At 71.2% G+C, this 21,919-nt stretch carries 21 protein-coding genes; 15 read left to right on the top strand and 6 right to left on the bottom strand.

The genetic code is table 11. The features are described from left to right. Positions 1-105: 105 nt before the first annotated feature. The 6 genes from ACIPTO_RS18235 (at position 106) to ACIPTO_RS18210 (ending at position 7,866) form a co-directional block, all read left to right on the top strand. On the top strand, positions 106-1,482 hold the full coding sequence (locus tag ACIPTO_RS18235; protein WP_401193181.1) for an ABC transporter substrate-binding protein: 1,377 nt from the start codon (positions 106-108) through the stop codon (positions 1,480-1,482). Positions 1,483-1,484: 2 nt separating this feature from the next. Next, positions 1,485-2,396, top strand: coding sequence for a carbohydrate ABC transporter permease (locus tag ACIPTO_RS18230; protein WP_401193179.1), 912 nt, complete (start codon positions 1,485-1,487; stop codon positions 2,394-2,396). Further along, positions 2,393-3,328 carry a carbohydrate ABC transporter permease gene (locus tag ACIPTO_RS18225; RefSeq protein WP_401193177.1) on the top strand — a complete coding sequence of 312 codons (936 nt, stop codon included), beginning with the start codon at positions 2,393-2,395 and terminating at the stop codon, positions 3,326-3,328. The genes ACIPTO_RS18230 and ACIPTO_RS18225 overlap by 4 nt, the downstream gene beginning before the upstream one ends. A 27-nt stretch (positions 3,329-3,355) precedes the next feature. Next, the gene (locus tag ACIPTO_RS18220) at positions 3,356-5,530 is read left to right on the top strand and encodes a beta-galactosidase (RefSeq protein WP_401193174.1); all 2,175 of its coding nucleotides are present in this window, start codon (positions 3,356-3,358) and stop codon (positions 5,528-5,530) included. A gap of 56 nt (positions 5,531-5,586) precedes the next feature. Next, positions 5,587-7,341 (top strand): RICIN domain-containing protein, encoded by a 1,755-nt coding sequence (locus ACIPTO_RS18215; RefSeq protein ID WP_401193659.1) that lies wholly within the window; start codon positions 5,587-5,589, stop codon positions 7,339-7,341. Positions 7,342-7,404: 63 nt separating this feature from the next. Continuing rightward, positions 7,405-7,866 carry an NUDIX domain-containing protein gene (locus tag ACIPTO_RS18210; RefSeq protein WP_401193171.1) on the top strand — a complete coding sequence of 154 codons (462 nt, stop codon included), beginning with the start codon at positions 7,405-7,407 and terminating at the stop codon, positions 7,864-7,866. Here the strand turns inward: ACIPTO_RS18210 and ACIPTO_RS18205 are convergent. Both ACIPTO_RS18205 and ACIPTO_RS18200 read right to left on the bottom strand, forming a co-directional pair. Beyond that, a complete protein-coding gene (locus tag ACIPTO_RS18205; RefSeq protein WP_401193168.1) occupies positions 7,853-8,479 on the bottom strand; it encodes an ester cyclase in 627 nt (208 codons plus the stop codon). The two genes, ACIPTO_RS18210 and ACIPTO_RS18205, sit on opposite strands and share 14 nt — an antisense overlap. A gap of 47 nt (positions 8,480-8,526) precedes the next feature. Then, on the bottom strand, positions 8,527-9,591 hold the full coding sequence (locus ACIPTO_RS18200) for a medium chain dehydrogenase/reductase family protein (protein WP_401193166.1): 1,065 nt from the start codon (positions 9,589-9,591) through the stop codon (positions 8,527-8,529). Between the two features lie 151 nt (positions 9,592-9,742). Here ACIPTO_RS18200 and ACIPTO_RS18195 point away from each other — a divergent pair, with 151 nt between their 5' ends. Next, positions 9,743-10,390 (top strand): TetR/AcrR family transcriptional regulator, encoded by a 648-nt coding sequence (locus ACIPTO_RS18195; RefSeq protein WP_401193164.1) that lies wholly within the window; start codon positions 9,743-9,745, stop codon positions 10,388-10,390. Positions 10,391-10,411: 21 nt separating this feature from the next. Here ACIPTO_RS18195 and ACIPTO_RS18190 read toward each other — a convergent pair whose 3' ends face one another. Then, the gene (locus ACIPTO_RS18190) at positions 10,412-11,980 is read right to left on the bottom strand and encodes an FMN-binding glutamate synthase family protein (protein ID WP_401193656.1); all 1,569 of its coding nucleotides are present in this window, start codon (positions 11,978-11,980) and stop codon (positions 10,412-10,414) included. A gap of 410 nt (positions 11,981-12,390) precedes the next feature. On the opposite strand from ACIPTO_RS18190, the gene ACIPTO_RS18185 reads away from it, so the two are divergent. Next, entirely contained in the window at positions 12,391-12,765 is a 375-nt protein-coding gene (locus ACIPTO_RS18185; protein WP_366317577.1) for a PRC-barrel domain containing protein, read from the top strand. Positions 12,766-12,974: 209 nt separating this feature from the next. Continuing rightward, entirely contained in the window at positions 12,975-13,451 is a 477-nt protein-coding gene (locus tag ACIPTO_RS18180) for an ATP-binding protein (RefSeq protein WP_401193161.1), read from the top strand. Positions 13,452-13,490: 39 nt separating this feature from the next. Here the strand turns inward: ACIPTO_RS18180 and ACIPTO_RS18175 are convergent, their stop codons facing one another. Together ACIPTO_RS18175 and ACIPTO_RS18170 are read right to left on the bottom strand one after the other, a co-directional pair. Continuing rightward, positions 13,491-13,661, bottom strand: a complete 171-nt coding sequence (locus tag ACIPTO_RS18175) for a hydrophobic protein (RefSeq protein ID WP_366317580.1) — start codon at positions 13,659-13,661, stop codon at positions 13,491-13,493. Between the two features lie 87 nt (positions 13,662-13,748). Continuing rightward, positions 13,749-14,993 (bottom strand): PQQ-binding-like beta-propeller repeat protein, encoded by a 1,245-nt coding sequence (locus ACIPTO_RS18170; protein ID WP_401193159.1) that lies wholly within the window; start codon positions 14,991-14,993, stop codon positions 13,749-13,751. 226 nt (positions 14,994-15,219) lie between these two features. On the opposite strand from ACIPTO_RS18170, the gene ACIPTO_RS18165 reads away from it, so the two are divergent. Next, positions 15,220-17,277, top strand: a complete 2,058-nt coding sequence (locus ACIPTO_RS18165) for a GH92 family glycosyl hydrolase (protein ID WP_401193157.1) — start codon at positions 15,220-15,222, stop codon at positions 17,275-17,277. Here ACIPTO_RS18165 and ACIPTO_RS18160 read toward each other — a convergent pair. Then, positions 17,266-17,748 (bottom strand): winged helix-turn-helix transcriptional regulator, encoded by a 483-nt coding sequence (locus ACIPTO_RS18160; RefSeq protein WP_401193154.1) that lies wholly within the window; start codon positions 17,746-17,748, stop codon positions 17,266-17,268. The genes ACIPTO_RS18165 and ACIPTO_RS18160 overlap by 12 nt on opposite strands. A gap of 94 nt (positions 17,749-17,842) precedes the next feature. Here ACIPTO_RS18160 and ACIPTO_RS18155 point away from each other — a divergent pair, with 94 nt between their 5' ends. The 5 genes from ACIPTO_RS18155 to ACIPTO_RS18135 all read left to right on the top strand — a co-directional run bounded on the left by ACIPTO_RS18155 (position 17,843) and on the right by ACIPTO_RS18135 (position 21,897). Beyond that, positions 17,843-18,337, top strand: a complete 495-nt coding sequence (locus ACIPTO_RS18155; protein ID WP_366317588.1) for a PaaI family thioesterase — start codon at positions 17,843-17,845, stop codon at positions 18,335-18,337. 179 nt (positions 18,338-18,516) lie between these two features. After that, a complete protein-coding gene (locus ACIPTO_RS18150) occupies positions 18,517-19,311 on the top strand; it encodes a LuxR C-terminal-related transcriptional regulator (protein WP_366317590.1) in 795 nt (264 codons plus the stop codon). Between the two features lie 158 nt (positions 19,312-19,469). Next, entirely contained in the window at positions 19,470-20,696 is a 1,227-nt protein-coding gene (locus ACIPTO_RS18145; RefSeq protein ID WP_401193152.1) for a cysteine desulfurase-like protein, read from the top strand. A gap of 182 nt (positions 20,697-20,878) precedes the next feature. After that, positions 20,879-21,013, top strand: coding sequence for a hypothetical protein (locus ACIPTO_RS18140; protein ID WP_401193149.1), 135 nt, complete (start codon positions 20,879-20,881; stop codon positions 21,011-21,013). After that, the gene (locus ACIPTO_RS18135; RefSeq protein ID WP_366317596.1) at positions 21,010-21,897 is read left to right on the top strand and encodes a sugar phosphate isomerase/epimerase; all 888 of its coding nucleotides are present in this window, start codon (positions 21,010-21,012) and stop codon (positions 21,895-21,897) included. Before ACIPTO_RS18140 ends, ACIPTO_RS18135 begins: the two co-directional genes overlap by 4 nt. The last annotated feature ends 22 nt before the right edge of the window (positions 21,898-21,919 follow it).

The raw sequence follows: 21,919 nt of genomic DNA, 5'->3' as shown, positions 1-21,919 counted from the left end.
GTGACGCCCGGTTCCGCCCTCCCCTCCACGCCGTCCCCACCTCACCTTCAGCACGCCCTCGTTCCCGGTGTGCCGGTTCCTCGTACCCTCTCGCGGGAGTTCACCATGTCCGGACCCTTCCTCAACTCGCCCTCCTCCCTTGGCCGTCGGAGCTTCCTCGTCGCCGCCGGAGCCCTGTCGCTGGCCGCCTGCGGCGGAGGCGGCGGCGGTACGAGCAGCTCGTCCAGCGCTCCGGTGGCGCAGGCCGACATCGACAAGGCGATGAAGGCCCCGACCCAACTGACCTTCTGGACCTGGGTCCCGAACATCGACAAGGAGGTCGCCCTCTTCGAGAAGAAGTACCCGGCCGTCAAGGTCAAGGTCGTCAACGCAGGCCAGGGCACGCCCCAGTACACGAAGCTGCGCACCGCACTCAAGGCGAACAGCGGCGCCCCCGACATGGTGCAGATCGAGTTCCAGGCCATCCCGACCTTCACCATCACGGACAGCCTGCTGGACCTGCGTCCCTACGGCGCCTCCGCGCTCAAGTCGACGTTCGTGGACTGGACATGGGCGCAGGTCAGCGGCAGCGGCGGAGAGATCTGGGCCATCCCGCAGGACACCGGACCGATGGGCATGCTCTACCGCAAGGACATCTTCGACCAGCACGGCATCCAAGTCCCCACCACCTGGGACGCGTTCGCGGACGCGGCGCGCAAGCTGCACAAGGCCGACCCGGACGTCTACCTCACCAACCTCGCGGCCAACCAAGTCGCCGCCTGGCACGGCCTGTTGTGGCAGGCGGGCGCCAAGCCATACATCACGTCAGGCAAGAGCGACATCACCGTCAGCGTCGACGACGCCGTCTCCAGGAAGCTCGGCGCGTACTGGGGCACCCTCGCCGAGGACGGCGTGATCGGCGTGGAGCCCGACTTCACCGACGCCTGGTACGCGGCCCTGAACAAGGGCCGGTACGCGACCTGGTTGACCGGCGCATGGGGACCGGCCTTCCTCTCCGGGTCCGCGAAGGCCACCTCCGGCACGTGGCGCGCGGCCCCGCTCCCGCAGTGGGACGCGGCCAAACCCAGCTCGGGCAACTGGGGCGGCTCCACCACCGCCGTCATCCGCTCCACCAAGAACCCCGTCCAGGCAGCGGTGTTCGCCCAGTTCCTCAACAGCGACCCCACCAGCGCCAGGATGTTCGCCACCGAGCAGTTCTTCTTCCCGGCGACCAAGCCCCTGCTCGCCGAGGCGGGCTTCCTCGCCGACGCCCCCGCCTTCTACGGCGGCCAGAAGGTCAACCAGGTCTTCGCCGACATCAGCGCCCAGGTCGACCCGGCCTTCCAGTGGCCGCCGTTCCTCGACCGGGTGGCCACGGACTGGACCGAGACCGTCGGCAAGTCCCTCGCCGACAATACCGACACCGTCCGCGCGCTCGGCTCCTGGCAGTCACGCATCACGACCTTCGCCAAGAGCCAGGGCTTCACCGTCAAGGGAGGCTGACGATGGCCACAACAGCCCCCTCCCGTAAGGAATCCCCGCCCCGACGACGCCAACCCGCCTCAGCGGGAGCCCTGTTCGTCGCCCCGTTCATGGTGCTGTTCCTGCTGCTCTTCCTCGCCCCGCTCGGCTACGCCGCCTACCTGAGCCTCTTCCAGGAACGCCTCATCGGCGGCTCGACGTTCGTCGGCCTCGACAACTACGCCACCGCCCTCAAGGACCCCCAACTCCTCAAGGGACTGGGCCGGGTCGCCCTCTTCTTCGTCATCCAGGTCCCCGTGATGCTGGTGCTCGCCCTGTGCTTCGCGCTCGCCCTGGACAGCGGCCTCCTCCGCCTGGCCCGGGTGATCCGCCTCGGCATCTTCGTCCCGTACGCCGTCCCGAGCGTGATCGCCACCCTGATGTGGGGCTACCTCTACGGCCCCGACTTCGGCCCCTTCGCCCAGATCAGCCACGACCTCCACCTGCCGGCCCCGCACTTCCTCACCGACGGCTGGATGCTCGGCAGCCTCGCGAACATCGTCACCTGGGAGTTCGTCGGCTACAACATGATCATCCTGTACGCCGCGCTACGCACCGTCCCCGCCGAGCTGTACGAGGCCGCCGCCATGGACGGCGCCGGCGCCTGGCGGATCGCCTGGTCCATCAAACTCCCCGCGCTGCGACCGGCGTTGACCCTCACCGTCCTCTTCTCGGTGATCGGCAGCTTCCAGCTCTTCAACGAACCGAAACTGCTGATGAGCGTCGCCCCGGACGTCATCGACAGCTCCTACACCGCCAACCTCTACGCCTACTCCGTCGCCTTCATCAGCCAGCAGACCAACTACGCGGCCACCGTCTCCTTCATCCTCGGACTGGTCATCGTGATCGTGTCGTACGCCTTCCTGCTCACCGCGAACCGCAGGAGGACCGCATGACCACCGTGACACCCGCCGCCTCGACCACCGCCACGGCAAAGCCGGTTGGCACCGGGCCCCGCCCGTCGCGCCGTGCGCCGGCCCGCCGCCGCAGCACCCCGCTGACCATCGCGATGCTGGCCGTCCTGGCCTACTTCCTGCTGCCTCTGTGCTGGCTGCTGATCGCCTCGACCAAGAGCACCCAGGACCTGTTCAACACCTTCGGCCTCTGGTTCTCCCACGCGCCGCAGCTCCTGTCGAACATCAGGGCCACCTTCACCCAGGACGACGGCGTGTTCGGCCGCTGGCTGCTCAACACCGTCCTCTACGCCGGGGCCAGCGCGCTCGGCGCCGCACTCCTCGCGGCGGCGGCCGGCTACGGCTTCGCCAAGTACCGCTTCCGCGGCCACGGCGCCGCGTTCAACCTGGTCCTCGGCGCCATCATGATCCCGACCACCGCCCTCGCCATCCCCACCTATCTGCTCTTCGCCAAGGCGGGCCTGGTGAACACCCCTTGGGCCGTCGTCCTGCCGTCCCTCATCAGCCCGTTCGGCCTCTACCTCATGCGGATCTCCGCCGAGGACGCCGTCCCCGACAGCCTGATCGAGGCCGCCCGCGTGGACGGCGCCGGAGAGCTGCGGATCTTCTGCACGATCGCACTGCGTCTGCTCGCTCCCGGCCTGGTGACGGTCATCCTCTTCACGCTCGTCGCGACCTGGAACAACTACTTCCTGCCGCTGATCATGCTCAACGACCCGAACCTGTACCCCATCACGGTCGGGCTCTCCTCCTGGGCCGCCCGGGCGCAGAACGGCGGCGCCGGAGCCAGCAGCGACCTGCTCGCCCTCGTCGTGACCGGCTCCCTCATCTCGATCGTTCCGCTCGTCCTGGCCTTCCTGCTGCTCCAGCGGTACTGGCAGAGCGGCCTGGCCACAGGCGGCGTCAAGCAGTAAGTCCCCTCATCCACCGGAGGTTTGTCCATGGCGGATCTGCCCGCCCGCGTTCTGTTCGGTGCCGCCTACTATCACGAGTACCACCCCGCCTACGGCCCGGACGTACGGCCCGACGAGCAGCTCAAGACCGACCTCGACCTCATGGCCGAGGCACACTTCACCGTGATCCGGGTCGGCGAGTCCGTCTGGTCGACCTGGGAACCCGAGAACGGACGCTTCGAACTCGACTGGCTGCGCCCGGTGTTGGACGGTGCCCACGAACGCGGCATCTCCGTCGTCCTCGGCACCCCCACCTACGCCGTACCGCCCTGGCTGGCCCGCCAGTACCCGGAGATCACCGGTGAGCGGCGCACCGGCGAGCGGATCGGCTGGGGCGCCCGGCAGGAAGTCGACTTCACCCACCCGGCGTTCCGCTTCCACGCCGAGCGGATCATCCGCGAGGTCGTCGCCCGGTACGCCGACCACCCGGCCGTCATCGGCTTCCAGGTCGACAACGAACCGGGCCTGGAGCTGCTCCACAACCGCGGTGTCTTCCAGCGCTTCGTCGACCACCTGCGCGCGACGTACGGCGACGTCGAGACCCTCAACCGCGAGTGGGGCCTGGTCTACTGGTCCCACCGGCTGTCCACGTGGGCCGACCTGTGGACCCCGGACGGCAACGTCCAACCCCAGTACGACGTCGCCTGGCGGGAGTTCCAGGCCCGCCAGTGCACCGAGTTCATCGGCTGGCAGGCCGACATCGTCCGTGAGTACGCCCGCCCCGGGCACTTCGTCACGACCTGCATCTCCTACACCCGCCCGGCGGTCGAGGACGACCGGCTCACCGACCGACTCGACATCGCCTCCGGCAATCCGTACTACGACATGCAGGACGGCCTGCTCTTGCCCGACCCGACCCCGGACACCCACGAGCAGAAGTGGAGAACCACCGGCGTCTGGTCCCTCTACCAGACCGCCGACTGGATGTTCTCCTCCCGCCAGGCACCCTTCCTCGTCACCGAGACCAACGCCCAGTCCATCGGCATGGCCTGGGACAACCGGCCCGCCTACGACGGCCAGTGGCGCCAGGCCGCCTGGGCCCTCGTCGGCCGCGGTGCCCGCATGATCGAGTACTGGCAGTGGCAGACCCTGCGCTTCGGCGCCGAGACCTACTGGGGCGGAGTGCTTCCGCACAGCGGGCGCCCGGGCCGCACCTACGCCGAACTCGCCCGGCTGGGCCAGGAGTTCGAGGCGGCGGGCCCGCTCGTCGCCGGTCTCGAACCCGACGCCGACATCACCCTCGTCTACTCCACCCCCAGCAAGTGGCTGATGCAGAAGCACCCGCCCCTCGCGACCCCGGACGGCGAACCGGACCCCGCCGCCTACCACCGCATCCTCGACCCCTTCTACCGAGGCGTCTTCGACGCCGGACGCCAGGTCCGCGTCGTTCACGCCCGCCAACTCCACGACCCGCGCGGCCGGGGGTCCTCCCCGAGGGGGAGCGAAGGCATGGCCCCTGAGGAGGCCGCCCGCCGCCACCCCGTGCTCGTGGTCCCCGCCCTGTATCTCGCCGACGACACCACGCTCGACTGGTTCGCCGCCTACGCACGGTCCGGCGGCCACCTGGTCCTCGGCCCGCGCACCGGCTACGCCGACCACGAGGCCCGCGCCCGCCGTGAACCGGCCCCCGCCCGGCTCACCGACGCGGCGGGAGTCTCGTACGACGAGTTCAGCAACCTCGTGCGGCCCGTGCCCGTACGGTCCGCGCCCGACAGCCCCCTGTCGCTGCCCGAGACCGCGACCGCCACGTACTGGGCGGACGGCCTGACCGTCACCGACGCCGAGATCCTCGCGACCTACGACCACCCGCACTTCGGACGCTGGCCCGCCGTGACCACCCGCCGTCACGGGGAGGGACGGGTCACGCACGTCGGCACCGTGCCCGGCCGCGATCTCGCCCGCGCACTGGCCGAATGGCTGGCGCCGGTCGCCGGCAGTGGATGGGGCGATCTCCCGGCGTCCGTCACGGCGACGACCGGGACCTCGCCGGACGGCCGTCGGGTGCACATCGTCCACAACTGGAGCTGGGAGCGGACCCGTTCGACGGTGCCGGCCGATCTCGTCGACGTCCTGGACGGCACGGCCCTCGCCGCGGGCGCGGTGCTGGAACTGGGTCCGTGGGAGGTGCGCGTACTCGTCTCCCCGACCGACGTGAAGGAGTAGCGGTGCGAAGAAGCAGAGCGGTACGGGCGCTGGGTACGTTCGTCGGGGCCGCGGCGATGCTGGCGGTCCCCATGGCGACCGGAGCGCAGGCGTACGACCCCACGGGCGGAATCCTCTATCGACTCGGCAGCGAGCCGTGCCTCAAGGGGCGGGGCAACTGCGCCGTCTACCCGAAGTCGGCCCAACTGCCCGGCGGGCGCCTGGTCGCGTCGTTCGAGAAGTCCACCGTCGTCCCGGCCACGGGCAGTGCCGACGGGCAGACACTCCCGGTCTACGCGAGCGACGACCACGGGACGAGCTGGCGACCGCTGTCGGAGGTCGAGGCTCCCGCGTATCTGTCCAAGGACCCCAAGTACGCGAAGTACACGAGCAATTGGACCAACCCCTACCTCTACACGCTGCCGCGGGACGTCGGCCGGCTGCAGCGGGGCACCCTGCTGCTGGCGAGTGTCGTCTCGGGCGACGACGCGTACTACACGGAACACAAGGCGGCCGACCCGAACTGGACGCCCACCAACGACGGCGACCGCGGCGACCTCGCCATCGCGCTGTACTCCAGCACCGACGGCGGCGCGTCCTGGAAGGTCCTCGACGTCATCGCGACCGGCGGCCCGCAGGGCGGCAGCGCGGGCGCGATCGGACAGAACATCGCCACCACCAACACGCACCGGCAGGTGGACCCCGTCTGGGAGCCGTACCTGATGGTCTACAAGGACCAACTCGTCTGCTACTACTCCGACGAGAACGACTACTCCGGCTTCGATCCGACCACCGGCTTCGCCGCCCTCGACCCCGCCAATGACACCGCCACGGACTCGCACGGGCAGATCCTCGCCCACCGCACCTGGAACGGGCGAAGCGCCCGGTGGAGCGCACCCGTCGTCGACGTCGCGGGGCTGACCCGGACCATGGGCGATGGCAGGACAGTGATCGGCGGCGGACGGCCGGGCATGACGAACGTCGTGCGGACCTCGGACGGCAAGTGGCTGCTCACCTACGAGTACTGGGGCGGCGGGGCGGACACGCGGTACGTGCTCGCCGACAACCCGCTGAAGTTCTACCGGAGTTCGACGACCGGAGGTGCCGTCACCGCGCTGCCGGTCGACCCCGGATCCCGTCCGCTGGCCACGGGCGGCAGTCCCGTCGTCATCAGGCTGCCCGGAGGAGGACTGGTCTACAACTCGGCAGGCAGCGGTGACGTCTGGGTCAACAGGAGCGGTCGTGCCGACGGGGTGTGGAAGGAGTACCAGACGACGTCGCGGGCCGGGTACAGCCGCGACCTCCAGTACGTCGACGGCACCGGCCGTATCGCCATCCTCAACAACCAGGACACCTCGACGATCGCCTATGCCGAGGTCGACCTCGGGCGGTCGAAGGGCGCCTACTACCGGTTGGTGAACCGGAGGACCGGCCAGGTGATCGGCACGGGCGGGACGTCGAACGACGCGAACATCGGCAACGGAAACGTCCCGGATGTCGTCCTGGAGGCCCGGGGTTCCGCCGCGGACCCGGACACCCAGTACTGGCACGTGGTGTCCGAACCCGGCGGCGGGGCAACGCTGTTGAACAAGTCGGGCGGCCGGGCGGCGGCCATCTGGACCGGCAACGCGACAGCCGGGCAGCGGATCGGCCAGTGGGTCGACAACAGCACCACCGGCAGCTGGAACCTGGTGAGGACCGGCGACGGCTTCTACCGCTTGCAGGCGGTCAGGGATCCGAGCCTGTACCTGACCGGAGTGTCCGACGGGGCGCCGCTGACCCTGCGGAACAGGGCGGCGGACGGTTCGCAGGAATGGCGGCTCGTGCGGTAGCGCGGTGGACGGGCCGACCGACGTCCGGGGCGAACTGCCGTTCGGTACACTACCGTTGGGGACATGAGGGTTCGTCACAAAGCGCGGGCCGTGCTGCTCGACGGCGGTCATCTGGTGTTCCTCCAGCGGGGCTGGCCCGGTGGTGATCCGTACTGCACGACCGTCGGCGGGAGCGTCGAGCCGGAGGACGCGGATCTGGAGGCGGCCTTGCGCCGCGAGGCGCTGGAGGAGATCGGCGCCACGATCGGGTCGGCCACCGAGTTCCTGACGCTGACCGAACCGCGCGGGACGGGCACGGTCGTCCAGCACTACTTCCTCGCCGAACTGGTCGCCATGGACCTGGACCTGCGTCACGGTCCCGAACTCGACGACCCCGACACGGGCTTCTTCGAACCGGTCCGGGTCGCCCTGAGCCGTCCGGCCGTGGCGGCCCTCAATCTTCAGCCCGCCGAGCTGGTCGACTACGTGCTGGGGCATGTCGATGCCTGGAGCGCCCGACCGTCGCACGGGGTCACAACACCTTGAGCTGGGTGAGGAGTTGGAGGGTGTCGGTGTTGACCCAGTACTCCACGAACCGGCCGTCGCGCATCCGGAGGGTGTCGGTGCCGGTGAACGTGACCACCGTCCCGGGTTCGGCCTTGGCGCCGGGGAAGCCGCCCGCGTAGGTCCCGGTGGCCGTCCACCGCACGGACGCGTGCCGGCCGTCGACCAGCGGGGTGACCTGCTCGGTGAAGCGGAGGTCGGGGAAGGCCGCGCGGGTCTGCTTGATCCAGGCGACCAGGCCGTCGGCACCCCGGATCGAGCTGCCGTCACCGCCGTCGAGGAGGGCCGCGTGGACGCGGAAGGCGGGGGAGATGATGCCCGGCGCCCGGTCGTAGTCGCCGTTCCAGAGGCGGAGCCAGTTGTCGAGCAGCACGGTCGGCCGCTGGACGCCGTCGTGGCTTCGGGCGGTCGTGACCGTGGTGGTCGTGGTCGTCGTGGTGGTCTGCGGGGACGCGTCCGAGGCGGTGGCGGTCATGGCCGTGCACGCGAGGGCGGCGAGTGCCGCCGGGACGAGCAGCCGGGCGCGGTGGCTTCGGGTGGTGCGGAGTCGGCTGGCGCGGAGCCGTGTGGTGCGGGCGGGCGGGACGGTGGTCATGTCGGGGCCTTTCGAAAGGGGTGGGGAAGCGGGGAGGGAGGTGCGCGTCACGGGGTCAGGACGACCTTGCCGGCGACCGTGCCGGACTCGGCCAGGCGGACGGCGTCCGCGACGCGGGCGAGCGGGAGCCGGGCCGCGATTCTGGCGTTGACCTCACCGCGCGCGAGGGCCTCGAAGACCTGGGTGAGGTCGGCGCTCAGCTGGGCGCGGAACTTGTTCTTGTTCAGCGCGCGCCCGGCCCAGACGTTGAAGAAGTACGCGTGGCGGCCGTTCGGCAGCGCGTTCCACGTCCAGACGCGGCCCAGGATCTTGAGCACGGGCAGCTGCTTGGAACCCTCGTCGTCACGGGTGGAGGCGCTGCCGTAGGAGACGAGCGTGCCGCCGGGAGCCAGGAGGTGCCAGGAGCGGACGACGCTGGGGCCGCCGACGTGGTCGAAGACGGCGTCCACACCGCGCGGCGAGAGCTCGCGGACGCGGGCCGCGAGGTCCGGGGTGCGGTAGTCGACGGGCTCGACGCCCTGTTCGCGGAGCGCGTCGTGGTGGCGCGGGGAGGCCGTGCCGATCACGTGCACCCCTGCGGCGTGGGCGAGTTGGACCAGGACGGTGCCCACCCCGCCGTTCGCCCCGTGCACCAGGATCGTCTGGCCGGCGCGGACGCGGGCCTTGCGGTGCAGCATCTGCCAGGCGGTGATGCCGTTAACGACGACCGTCTCCGCCTCGGCCGCGCCGATCCCCTCGGGCACGGGCACCACGTCGGCCGCGTCGACCAGCACATGGCTGGCCCAGCCGCCGACCTTGACCAGCGCGGCCACCCGGGTGCCGACCAGGCCCGCCTCGACGCCCGGGCCGGTGCTCTGGACGGTGCCCACCAGGTCGTAGCCGGGGACGAAGGGGAACGGCGGCTGGTCGTAGTACTTCCCGCGCCGCATCTGCTGCTCGGCGAAGGAGACCCCGGTCGCCTCCATCTTGACCACGACCTGGCCGGGGCCCGCGACGGGGACCGCTCCGTGCCGGACCTCCAGGCCCTCGGGCTCCACCTTGCCCGGCAGGACGACCTCGACCAGTGCCTCGGTGGTGCTGTCCATGGGGCGCGTGCTGTCGGTGTTGTTCATGGTGACCTCCACTGCGATCCGCTGCGAGCTAGGTGTCTTCGTGTTCGTTATAAGTTGTAACGCACGTGAGAAGGGGTCGTCAATAGCGATCGTGATAGCTTCTAACTGAAGCTTCAGTCTGTAGTCGAGTGGGAGCGGAAGGCGGCCGGTCATGGCGGAAGCAGGCACGAAGACCCCGCGGGAGCGCTATCGCGACCAGGTCCGCGCGGAGGTCAAGGAGCACGCGCGGGAGCAGATCGCCACTGCGGGCGCCTCCGCGCTCTCCCTCAACGCGATCGCCAAGCGCATGGGCATGAGCGGCCCCGCCCTCTACCGGTACTTCGCCAGCCGCGACGACCTGATCACCGAACTCATCAGGGACGCGTACCGCAGTCTCGCCGACGTCTTCCGCACGGCCGCCGGGTCCGGCACCGACCTGCCCGGCCTGGCCCACGCCCTGCGCGACTGGGCCCTCGCCGATCCGCAGCGCTACTTCCTCGTCTACGGCACACCGGTCCCCGGCTACCACGCGCCCGACGACATCACCGGGATCGCGTCCGAGATCATGGCGTTCCTGCTGGACGCGAGCACGGATCTGCCCGCGGACGGTCCATCGAGCGCGTTCGAACTGGATCTGCAGGCTCACCGGCACTGGGCGGGCGACCATCCCGCCCCGCCCGCGGCCCTCCACCGCGCCCTGACCTTCTGGACCCGCCTGCACGGTGTGCTGTCCCTCGAACTCGCCGGTCACTTCAACGGCATGGGGTTCGATCCGGCGATCTTCTTCGACTCGGAACTGGCCGGGCTCACGGAAGGGTAGGCGGTTGCGTCCCGCCGCCGGTCAGATGGTGAAGCGGTCGGGGTCGGCGGCCTTCCAGTCGGCCGCCCAGTCCGCCGGGGGCTCGACCAGGAGTTGGCCGGGGGAGAGCCAGTCGTACAGGACGTCGTAGGAGCGCACCGTCTGCGGGTCGATGCGGCGGCGGAGCATGTGCGGCCGGAGCTGTGCGGGGTCGGTGACCCCCATGGAGGCCATGATCTGGAGGGCGCTGCCGACGGTCGCCTCCTGGAGGCGCTGCACGCGGGCGGCCTTGTCGCCGACGTCGAGCGCGCGGGCCCGCCGCGGGTCCTGGGTGGTGACGCCGACGGGGCAGGTGTTGGTGTGGCAGCGCTGGGCCTGGATGCACCCGACCGCGAACATCATGGCGCGGGCCGCGTTGCCGTAGTCGGCGCCCTGGATCATGCGTTTGACGAGGTCCGCGCCGGTGGCGATCTTGCCGCTCGCGCCGATCCGGATCCGGTCCCGCAGACCCGCGCCGACCAGGGCGTTGTGGACGGTCATGAGGCCTTCGGTGAGCGGTGTGCCGATGTGGTCGGCGAACTCGAGCGGGGCGGCCCCGGTACCGCCCTCTGCACCGTCGACGACGATGAAGCCGGGCGCGGTGCCCTCCTCGATCATCGCCTTGCACACGGCGAGGAACTGCCGCCGCGACCCCGGGCACAGTTTGAAACCGGCCGGCTTGCCTCCGGACAACTCCCGCATCCGCGCGACGAAGCGAACGAGCTCACGAGGCGTCGAGAACACCCGGTGATACGGCGGTGAGACCACCGTCTCGCCCTCCGGGACGTCCCGCACCCGGGCGATCTCCGCGTTGACCTTGGCGCCCGGCAGCACCCCGCCGATACCGGGCTTGGCGCCCTGCGACAGCTTGAGGGACACACACCGGACGCTGTCGCCGGACGCCTTCTCGGCGAACTCGCCGGGGTCGAAGTCCCCGTCCCGGGTCCGGCAGCCGAAGTACCCCGTGCCGATCTCCCAGACCAGGTCGCCACCCGGGCGCAGGTGGTACTCCGAGAGCCCGCCCTCACCGGTGTCGTGCGCGAAACCGCCTGCCGCGGCACCACCGTTGAGCGCGAGTACGGCGTTGGCCGACAGCGAGCCGAAGCTCATCGCGGACACGTTCAGCAGGGCCATGTCGTAGGGCCGGGTGCAGTCCGGGCCGCCGATCCGGACCCTCGGCGGGTCCTCCGGCACCGGGCGCGGGGCCATCGACGGCACCAGGTACTCGTAGCCCGTCTCGTAGACATCGCGTTCGGTGCCGAACGGCTCCTCGGCGGCGGTGCCCTTGGCGCGCTCGTAGACGATGCTGCGGATGTCCCGGTCGAAGGGGCGGCCGTCGAAGTTCCGCTCCACGAAGTACTGCTGCAGTTCGGGCCGGACGCGCTCCAGCAGGAAACGGGCGTGCCCGAGCACCGGATAGTTGCGCAGCACCGAGTGCCGCCGCTGGACCAGGTCCCCCACCCCGACCGCGCCGAGCACGGCCGGCGGCACCGCCGCGCACCACCACCAGGGCGACACCGCCACGGCCAGACCGGCCGTCGCGAGGGCGGCACCTACGACCACGGCGACCATTCCGATTCTCAGCACGGCCCTCGGGTAACCCGCATGACCCCGCTCATGCGGGCCGATCGGGCCAGGCGAGGCGGACGGGGGGTCTGGGGGTGTCAGCAGGTTCCGGGATATTGGAACAAGGCCGGGAAAAGCCCGAATGGTATTCGGCGAAGCGGGTATCGCGGCCTTTTGGAAAGAGTGACCAGCATGGTCGCGTCGATTCGTCCGCGCCTCATGGCGCTGATATTGGGCGGCACCGGAAGCGGTGGGCGAGGGGACGTTCATAGCGGTTCTGACCTGCTGTGGAGCGGACCCGGACAATAAAATTGTGTGGGACGGAAAACGGTGGGCACTCGACCTGCCGAGGGACGCTCACCGGAATATCCGGACGGGCTTCCTCGGTATTCACGCACTGCAAGGGGAGGTTTCGCATGACGGACAACGTATGGGGTTACCACGCCGATTCGGGCCACAACCCGGGCACTGACCTGACCGGATTCAAGGTCGAGGCGACGGACGGCAGCATCGGCAAGGTCGACAAGCACTCCGACGAGGTCGACGACTCCTACCTGGTGGTCGACACGGGTGTGTGGATCTTCGGCAAGGAGGTCCTGCTCCCGGCGAGCACGGTCGTGAGCATCGACCCGAACGAGAAGAAGGTGTCCGTCGGCCTCACCAAGCAACAGATCAAGGACGCCCCGGAGTTCGACCGGGAGAAGCACCTCGGCGACCGGGGTTACCACGACCAGGTCGGCACGTACTACGGCACGGACCGCGGCGGTCCGTTCGGCGGACCGATGGTCTGATCCGGCCGTCGCCGCGAGCACCACGGCCCCGGGACTCCGCAGGGAGTCCCGGGGCTTTCGCGTGCCGTCCGCGAGGTCGCGCGACGCCGGGGAAGCGGTGGCAACTCCCGGGAGCGGAAAGAGCGTGCGATCGGATCGGGTGGCGCGAACATGAGGTGCGTCGGGCCGGGTAGGCGACGGCCGACGACGGGAACGGAAGGTGACACGGAGTGGAGCCTGCCGGCAACAACAGCGACGGAGAGCTGAACCCCCGTCACCTGGCCGTCTCCGTCACCCTGAGCGGCGACGGCACCCGCATCGCCGAGGCACGCGATCTCGCGGCGGACTTCCTGGTCCGCGTCGGCAAGGTCCACGGGGTGGCCGTCTCCGCCCGCGCCGTGGACCTCACGCGCCTGGTCGTCAGCGAACTGGTCACCAACGCCGGCAGACACGCGCCCGGCCCGCTGCGGCTGGAGCTGCGCATCCTGGACGACACGGTGGAGGTGACCGTACGGGACACAGCCAGGGTGCAGCTGCTCGCCCGCCCGGTCGATCCGCGAAGGGTCGGTCAGCACGGCCTGGAGATCGTCATGGCCGTGGCGCAGGCTTTTCAGGTCCGCCTCGAACCGCACGGCAAGGCCGTCACGGCCCGTATCGCCCTGGCCGACGGGGCACGCGGAACCGGCTCCCCGCTCGGCACTCCGTGAGACGGTGTCCGGCCCGCGTACGGCCCGCCGTACCGGGGACTACCAGCGGTACCAGCGCCCCCGGCTTCCGCTCGCGCTCGTCCCGCGCACCAGGAATCCCAGGAGCCAGAGGACGAGGACGACCAGCGCGACCCACCAGAGGACCTGGACCGCGAAACCGGCGCCGAAGAGGATCAGCACCAACAGCAACACCAGCAGAATGGGAACCATGATTGCGCCTCCTGATCGCCGAGTGCCCTGAATCGGGCAGATCAGGCGCTTCGACGGCGGCGGATCTCGGCGGCCGGAACGTCCCGTCTAGGGCAGGGGCAAGGACCGCAGGATGTGATGGACCATCGTCTCGACGACGGCGTAGTCCGGGTCCCCGCCCGGCAGGACGAGCGCCGGGTACGCGCTGCCCGTGGTCTCCGGGTAGGCCGGTGACCTGCGCGGCGCGGCCTCGCCTGTCGCCTTCGGGCCGGCGTGCAGGTCGATGCTGATCATGCGACCGCGGGTGGGGTCGTAACGAGGGGTGAAGGTCACGAAGCGTCCGCCGATCAGGGCGCCCTGGTCCGAGCTGGTGCTGTAACTCCACAGTTTCCTGGGGTGGTTGAGGTCGTAGGCCGTCCAGTCGCCGGCGCCCGGGTCCTCCGCGCTGTCCTCGAAGAGCATGAGCACTCCGTCGGCGGAGATCAGCCCGCGTTCGGGCTTCTGGCCGCTGTCCTCGGCGGTGGGGAGCGGCCGGAGGCCGACCGGGTCGAGTCGCCGGAGGGCGGGGAAGGTGTCCTCGGCCGTGTTCGAGACGCCCGAGCACACGAGGTAGTCGCCGCCGGCGATGAGGTGCGGGCACTCGGTGCCGGAGGCGCTGGTCGCGAGTGCGTCGCCGGTACGGGCGTCGCGCGCCGTGACCTTCGAGGAGCCGGTCGTGTAGACGCGCCCGCCGAACGCGACCGGGCTCTCGTAGCGGTCGGCGTCCACGGTCCGGTGCCACAGCGTCCTGCCGTCGGACGCGCGGTAGGCGCCGAGCGCGACATCGGGCTCGCGCGTGAAACTGCTCCAGGTGTCCAGCGCGTAGACGATGCCCTCCGACGCGACGAACCCGGCGTACACCCGGTCGGCGGGCATCCGGAGGGTCCAAGCCGCCCTGCCGGTACGGAGGTTCGCGGCACGCAGGGTCCGACCGCCGCTGGTGACCGTGCGTTCGTCGGCCTTGTCCACGACGAGTCCCAGGTTCTTGCCGGTGCCGGTGGCGGGCACGGACCAGGTGACCGCGCCGTCGGTCCGGGACCGTCCGACGACACCGTCCGCACCCGTGGCGCACACCACCTGGTGGGACGTGGCACCGCAGACCTTCACCCCCTCCGAGCCGGTGAGGTCCTTGGTCCAGCCGCGCCATGAGCCCTGGACGGCCGTCATACCGGAGGTCGACGCGGTGTGCCGCGAGGACGCGGTCGTATGTCCCGTGTCGGCGGACCGCGCGTCCCCGGAGCCGGTGCAGCCGACCGCCGTCACCCCGAACAGGACCGCGCCCAGCACCCCGCGCACCACGTGAACCCGTCGCATCGGCCACCCCCCGGTGTGTGAGGCGTCCATGCTTCCAGACGCCCCGCGTCCGGCACCATGCCCACGTCACCCACCGTCGGCGCGCGACCGGCGGGGAAATGATGACCCGACCGGTTGGTCCTCGCGGCCGGACGGTGTGGCGGCACGGAAGCGGAGGCCGCGTTGGGGAGACTCGCGGTCCGGCGCCGCGCGGGCGACGGGTTCCCTGTCTGGCTGGAGGAAAGTGGTGCGACTTCCCCTGTTCCGGGCCGTGCTGGCGGCCTCGGTGCTCGTGGCGTCCGGAGCGGCCGCCGCCCCGGTCCGGGCCGACGGGGCGTCCCGGCCCCGGGCCGTCGACGATCTCGCGCGGTACGTCAACCCGTTCGTCGGCACGGCTCCCGGCGGCCCGGACTTCGGCCACGGCGGCGGCGCGGGCAACACCTTCCCGGGCGCCTCGGCACCCCTCGGCGGGGTGCAGTGGAGCCCCGACACCGTGACGTACCAGCACGGCGGCTACTCCTACGGCGACAACCGCATCCGCGGCTTCAGCCTCGCGCACATCTCCGGAGCGGGCTGCGCCGCCTACGGCAACGTCCCCTTCATGCCCACGCAGGAGACCGCACCGCCCGCGTACGCCACGTTCTCGCACACCAACGAGCAGGCGGCGCCCGGCAGTTACCACGTCACCTTCGACAACGGCATCGGTACCGACCTCGCCGCCACCCAGCGCTCGGGCATCGCCCGCTTCACCTACCCGGCGTCCGACACCCGTCCGGCCGCCGTGAGCATCGACGCGGCCAAGGCGTTCACCGCGGCCACCGGATCCGTCGACATCGGCACCGACACGCTCTCCGGGTACAGCGACAGCGGCGCGTTCTGCAAGTCCAAGAACCGCTACCGGCTCTACTTCCACGCCACCTTCGACCAGCCCTTCGCCCAGGCCGTCCACCCCGACGGCAAGGCGGGCTCGGCCATGGTCACCTTCGCCCCCGGCGTGCGCACGGTGACCGCCCGGGTCGGCGTCTCCTTCGTCGACGTCGAGGGCGCCCGCCGCAACGCGCTCACCGAGCAGAAGGCGCAGTCGTACGACACGATCCGGCAGGACGTGCGCGCCGACTGGAACCAGTGGCTGAACCGGATCACCGTCGGCGGCGGCACGGACGCCCAGCGCCGGGTCCTCTACACCGCGCTCTACCACGCCCTCCTGCACCCCAGCGTGTTCAGCGACACCGACGGCCGCTACACCGGCATGGACGGCGTCGTCCACCGCACCGAGGCCGGGCACGTCCAGTACGCGAACTTCTCCGGGTGGGACGTCTACCGCTGCCAGGTCCAGCTGCTGGCGCTGCTCGCCCCGCGCGAGGCCTCCGACATCGCGCAGTCCGTCCTCAACCAGGGCCTCCAGGCAGGCTACTTCGACCGCTGGACCCTCGCCAACGGCGGCAGCGGCGTCATGGTCGGCGACCCGCTGCCCGCCATCGCCTCCGCGATCCACGCCTTCGGCGGCACCGGCTTCGACGCCGCCACCCTGCTGCGCACGGCCCTCGCGGACCGCCAGGACAACCGCCAGCGCCCCGGCCACGAGCAGTACGACACCCTCGGCTACGTCCCCGCCGGCACGAAGGGCGTCTGGGGCTCGGTGTCCACCACCCTGGAGTACGCGATCGCCGACTACGCCCTCGCCCAACTCGCCCACCGCCTGGGCGACTCGACGTCGTACGCCACCCTGCTGCGCGCCTCGGGGAACTGGCGCAACCTCTTCAACCCCGCCACCGGCTACATCCAGCCCCGCAACGCCGACGGCAGCTGGCCCGCCTTCACCCCGGCGCAGAAGACGGAGTACGTGGAGGGCAACGCCGCGCAGTACACGTGGATGGTGCCGCAGGACCTGCCCGGGCTGTTCGCGGCGATGGGCGGGGACGCAGCCGTCACCGGACGCCTCGACACCTTCTTCACCCACCTCAACGCGGGCGCCGACCAGCCCTACGCCTACCTCGGCAACGAGCCCTCGTTCGGCACCCCTTGGGCCTACGCCTCCGTCGGGCACGCCGACCGCGCCGCCGACGTCGCCCACCGCGCGCTGGCCACGCTGTTCACCGACGCGCCCGGCGGACTGGTCGGCAACGACGACCTCGGCGCCATGTCGTCCTGGGCGGTGTGGGCGAGCCTCGGCCTCTATCCGGAGGTCCCCGGCACCGCCCAACTCGTCCGCACCGAGCCCCTGTTCAGCACCGCCACCGTCCACCGCGGCGACGGCACCTCGCTCACGGTCGGCGCCGGGACGCGCGGGCACTCACTCCGCTAGCACGGGGTGCACGGGACGGGCCGCCGGTCCGGGAGCGGCCGTCACCTCGGTCGGCTTCAGGGCGCCGTGCGGCCCGTCGCACTCCACGACCACCCGCACCGGCGCTCCGCACGCGGTGTGCCGTACGTCGAGAACCGGCCCCTCGGGGTCGGCGGCGTACGTCTCGCCCCACTGGCGCAGGGCCATGAGGACCGGCCACAGGTCGCGGCCCTTGTCCGTCAGCCGGTACTCGTGCCGGGTCCGGCTGCCCGTCCGCTGGTAGGGCACCGTCGTGAGGATGCCGGCCGCCACCAGCTTGCGGAGCCGGTCGGCGAGCACCGCGTCCGAGAGCCCGATGTGGCGCCGGAAGTCGTCGAAGCGGCGGACCCTGATGAAGGCGTCCCGCAGGATCAGCAGGGTCCACTTCTCGCCGACGAGGTCGAGCGTGCTCTGGACCGGGCAGTTCTCCGTGCTCACGTCGAGCCATTCCATGCCGCCAGCGTAGCCACCTGGCTCTGTCATTGACAGTCAGCTGTCACGAGATCTAGCTTCGCTTCAAGAAGCCAGCTGGGGAGGTATCGCCGCAATGGGACGGTCACGCACGTACGAGTGGGACGATCCGGGCGTCTCGGCAGCCGCCGTAGGACAGACCACGGGGCTCGAATTCCTGCGGGAGCTGATCGGCGGGCGGCTGCCCACGCCGCCCATCGGGGCCACCCTGAACTTCGCCCTCGACGAGGTCGAGCACGGACGCGCGGTGTTCTCGCTGGTGCCGGGGGAGGAGCACTACAACCCGATCGGCAGCGTGCACGGCGGGGTCTACGCCACCCTGCTCGACTCCGCCGCCGGGTGCGCGGTGCAGTCCACGCTGCCGCAGGGCATGGGGTACACGTCGCTCGACCTGACCGTGAAGTTCCTGCGCCCGATCACCGCCGACACCGGGCGGGTCCGCGCCGTGGGAACCGTCCTGAACGGCGGTCGGCGCACCGCGCTCGCGCAGGCCGAACTCCTCGACGACAAGGACCGGTTGCTCGCGCACGCCACGAGCAGCTGCCTGCTCTTCCCCGTCCCGGGGGCGTGACCCCGGGACGGCGGAAATCCGCCTGTCCCCCGCGCAGGCGGATCCGTACCGTCAACTCCCCCGATCCCCGAGGACGAAGGCGCTGCCGGAACGCTGTGCAGTTTGCCGGGCGCCGCGGCCGTGGTGGTATGGGGAGAAGTACGTACGTGGACGTGACACACGCGGGATCGTGAGGACGAATGACGGGCGGGCCTGCCGGGGCTTACGAACGCATGCTGGCGGTGGCGGTGGCGGCGCTGCACGAACGGGACCCCGAGCGGCTGTGGCCGCTGGTCGCCGCCTCCCTGCCGGAGCTGTGCGGGGGCGAGGCGCTGATCTACAAGCTCGGCGAATGGACGGACCGCACCGGATCGATGGGGCTGTCGCCCGCCGCCGCGGCCCACCTCGGGCGGATCGACGACGACGCGATGGCGGTCCTGCGCCGGGGCTACCCCTTCGCCGACCACTACGCCACCGCCGGTGCCGCCCGGCGGCCCGGTACCGCGCACCGGATGGCGGGCAGGGGATGGGCGCGCAGCCGGACCGCGGGCACGGTCAGCCGACTGCTGGACGCCGACCACGTCCTCGCGATCCCCCTGCCCGGCACGTCCACGCCGGTCACCGGCTGCCTCGTCTACCGCGCGGGCGGCGACTTCACCGAGGACCACGTCCGCGCCGCCGAGCAGTTGCAGCCCCTGCTGGCCGGGGTGGAACAGCAGCGGCAGCTCCTCGAACGCTGGCGCGCGACCACGGAACCGGCCCCTGTACCGGAGCTGCCCGCCGACTCCCGGCTCACACCCCGCCAGGTCACCGTCCTCCTGCTCCTCGCGGACGCGCTCACGGCGTCGGCGATCGCACACCGGCTGGGTATCTCCGTGCGGACGGTCCACAAGCATGTCGAGGGCCTGTACCGGAAGCTGGGCACGCGGGACCGGGTGAGCACGGTACTGCGGGCCCAGGAGATCGGGCTCCTGCCGGGGCGGGCCGGGCGGTGACGTGAAGGGCGGCTGACCTCCGCGGGCTCGCCGCAGCGCGGATCGGGCCGGACACCGAGGCCCCCGCCCCCTGCCCCCGGCTCCGCCGATGTCCGATGATCGTCGTGGACACCCGGGTCCCCGAGACCCGCACTCGGCACCGACAGGAGCACACCCCCGTGACGTACGACATCACCGCCCTGCGCGCCCTGTTCCCCGCCCTGAGCAGCGGCACCGCCCACTTCGACGGGCCCGGCGGCACCCAGACGCCCCGGCCGGTCATCGAGGCCATCACCGGTGCACTGGCGAATCCGCTCTCCAACCGCGGTCAGGTGACGGCGGGGGAGCGCAACGCCGACGCCATCGTCACCGGAGCCCGCGCCGCCATGGCCGACCTCCTCGGAGCGCTCCCCTCGGGGATCGTCTTCGGCCGCAGCGCCACCCAGCTCACCTACGACTTCTCCCGCACCCTCGCCGCCACATGGGCGCCCGGGGACGAGGTCGTCGTCACCCGCCTCGACCACGACGCGAACATCCGCCCCTGGGTACAGGCGGCCGAGCGGGCCGGCGCCACCGTGCGCTGGGCGGACTTCGACCCCGCGACCGGCGAACTGGCCCCGGACCACCTCCGCGCCGTCCTGTCCGACCGCACCCGGCTGGTCGCGGTCACCGCCGCCTCCAACCTGATCGGCACGCGCCCCGCCGTCGCCGAGATGTCCCGCTCGGCACACGAGGCCGGCGCCCTGTTCTGGGTCGACGGCGTCCACTACACCGCGCACGCCCTGGTCGACGTCGACGCGCTCGGAGCGGACTTCTTCGTCTGCTCGCCGTACAAGTTCCTCGGCCCGCACCACGGCGTCCTCGCCGCGCGCCCCGAACTGCTCGACACCCTGCGACCCGACAAGCTCCTCCCGTCCTCCGACGCCGTACCGGAACGCTTCGAACTCGGCACGCTGCCCTACGAGTTGCTCGCCGGCACGCGCACCGCCGTGGACGTCCTCGCCGGCCTGGACGCGGACGCCACCGGCAGCCGCCGCGAGCGCTTGGCCACGAGCCTCGCCGCGCTCCACCGGCACGAGGAGACCCTGCGCACGCTCATCGACCACGGGCTCGCCGACCTGGACGGCATCACCGTCCACTCCAGGGCGGCCGAACGCACTCCTACCGTGCTCCTGACCTTCGACGAGACCTTCGGCGAGCACGGCACGCGGGACGCCTCCCGCTTCCTCGCCGAACGCGACGTGCAGGCCCCGTCCGGCACCTTCTACGCCCTGGAGGCCTCCCGGCGGCTGGGCCTGGGCGACTCCGGCGGCCTGCGCGCCGGGCTCGCGCCCTACACCGGCACCGACGACGTCGACCGCCTCCTGACCGGACTCGCGCAGTTCCTGAAGCAGGCCGCCCGCTGACCGCCGGGACCGGCCGTGCCGGCGGTTGAGGAGAAAAAGACGTGTCCGATGACGGGTTTTTGATGGATTCGACCCCTTCAACATTGCCCCGCCCTCCCTCTAGCGTTGCGCCCATGTGAACGGCCTGGCCGTCGGCTGATCAGTGCTGCTGCGGCCGTGACGGTCTCTGGAGGGAGAAGGCGATGGCGCCTGCGGTACCGGTCGTCGGAGCCCCGCCCCTCGGCGACGCCGCCCGCCGTGTCGCGTACGTCCTCGCGGGGCGGCCGCCGGCCGCGGTCGCCCACCCCCACTGGAAGCCCGGAAAGGCCCTCGCATGACCACCTCACCCCTGAACAGGATCGCCGGCGCTCCCATCTCCTGGGGTGTGTGCGAAGTACCCGGCTGGGGCTACCAGTTGACGCCCGAGCGGGTCCTGAACGAGATGCGCGAGGTCGGCCTCGCCGCCACCGAGTTCGGCCCCGAGGGCTTCCTGCCCAGCGCGCCGGACGCCATGGCCCGCACCCTCGCCGACCACGACCTGCACGCCGTCGGCGGCTTCACCCCGCTGCTGCTGCACGTCCCCGGACACGACCCGCTGCCCGAGGCCGAACAGCTCCTCGCCGGCTACGACGCCTCCAAGGCCGAGGTGCTCGTGCTGTCCGCCGTCACCGGTCAGGACGGCTACGACTCCCGCCCCGAACTCGACGCCGACGGCTGGAAGCTGCTGCTCTCCAACCTCGACCGGCTGGCCTCGCTGGCCGCCGAACGCGGTGTCCGCGCGGTCCTGCACCCGCACGTCGGCACGATGATCGAGAACGGCGACGAGGTCCGCCGCGTCCTGGAGCACTCGGCGATCTCGCTCTGCCTCGACACCGGCCACCTCCTCATCGGCGGCACCGACCCGGCCGAGCTGACCCGCCAGGCACCCGAGCGCATCGCCCACACCCACATGAAGGACGTGGACGCCTCCCTCGCCGCCAAGGTCCAGGACGGCAGGCTCAGCTACACCGACGCCGTCCGCGAGGGCATGTACCGCCCGCTGGGCGCGGGCGACGTAGACGTCGAGGCGATCGTCACCCACCTCAGCGCGCGCGGCTACGACGGCTGGTACGTCCTGGAGCAGGACACCATCCTCACCGAGGAGCCGACGGCGAAGGGCCCGGTCGAGGACGTGTGGGCCAGCGCCGAGCACCTGCGCTCGGTGCTGCGCGGTGCCGCGTAGCCCCGAACCCGAGGAGTCCAGG

Origin of the sequence: Streptomyces sp. NPDC090083 (assembly GCF_044747445.1) — a bacterium.
Classification (GTDB): Bacteria; Actinomycetota; Actinomycetes; order Streptomycetales; family Streptomycetaceae; genus Streptomyces.
The sequence above is the reverse complement of the archived record's forward strand: the minus strand, read 5'-3'. Positions and strand labels throughout refer to the sequence as shown.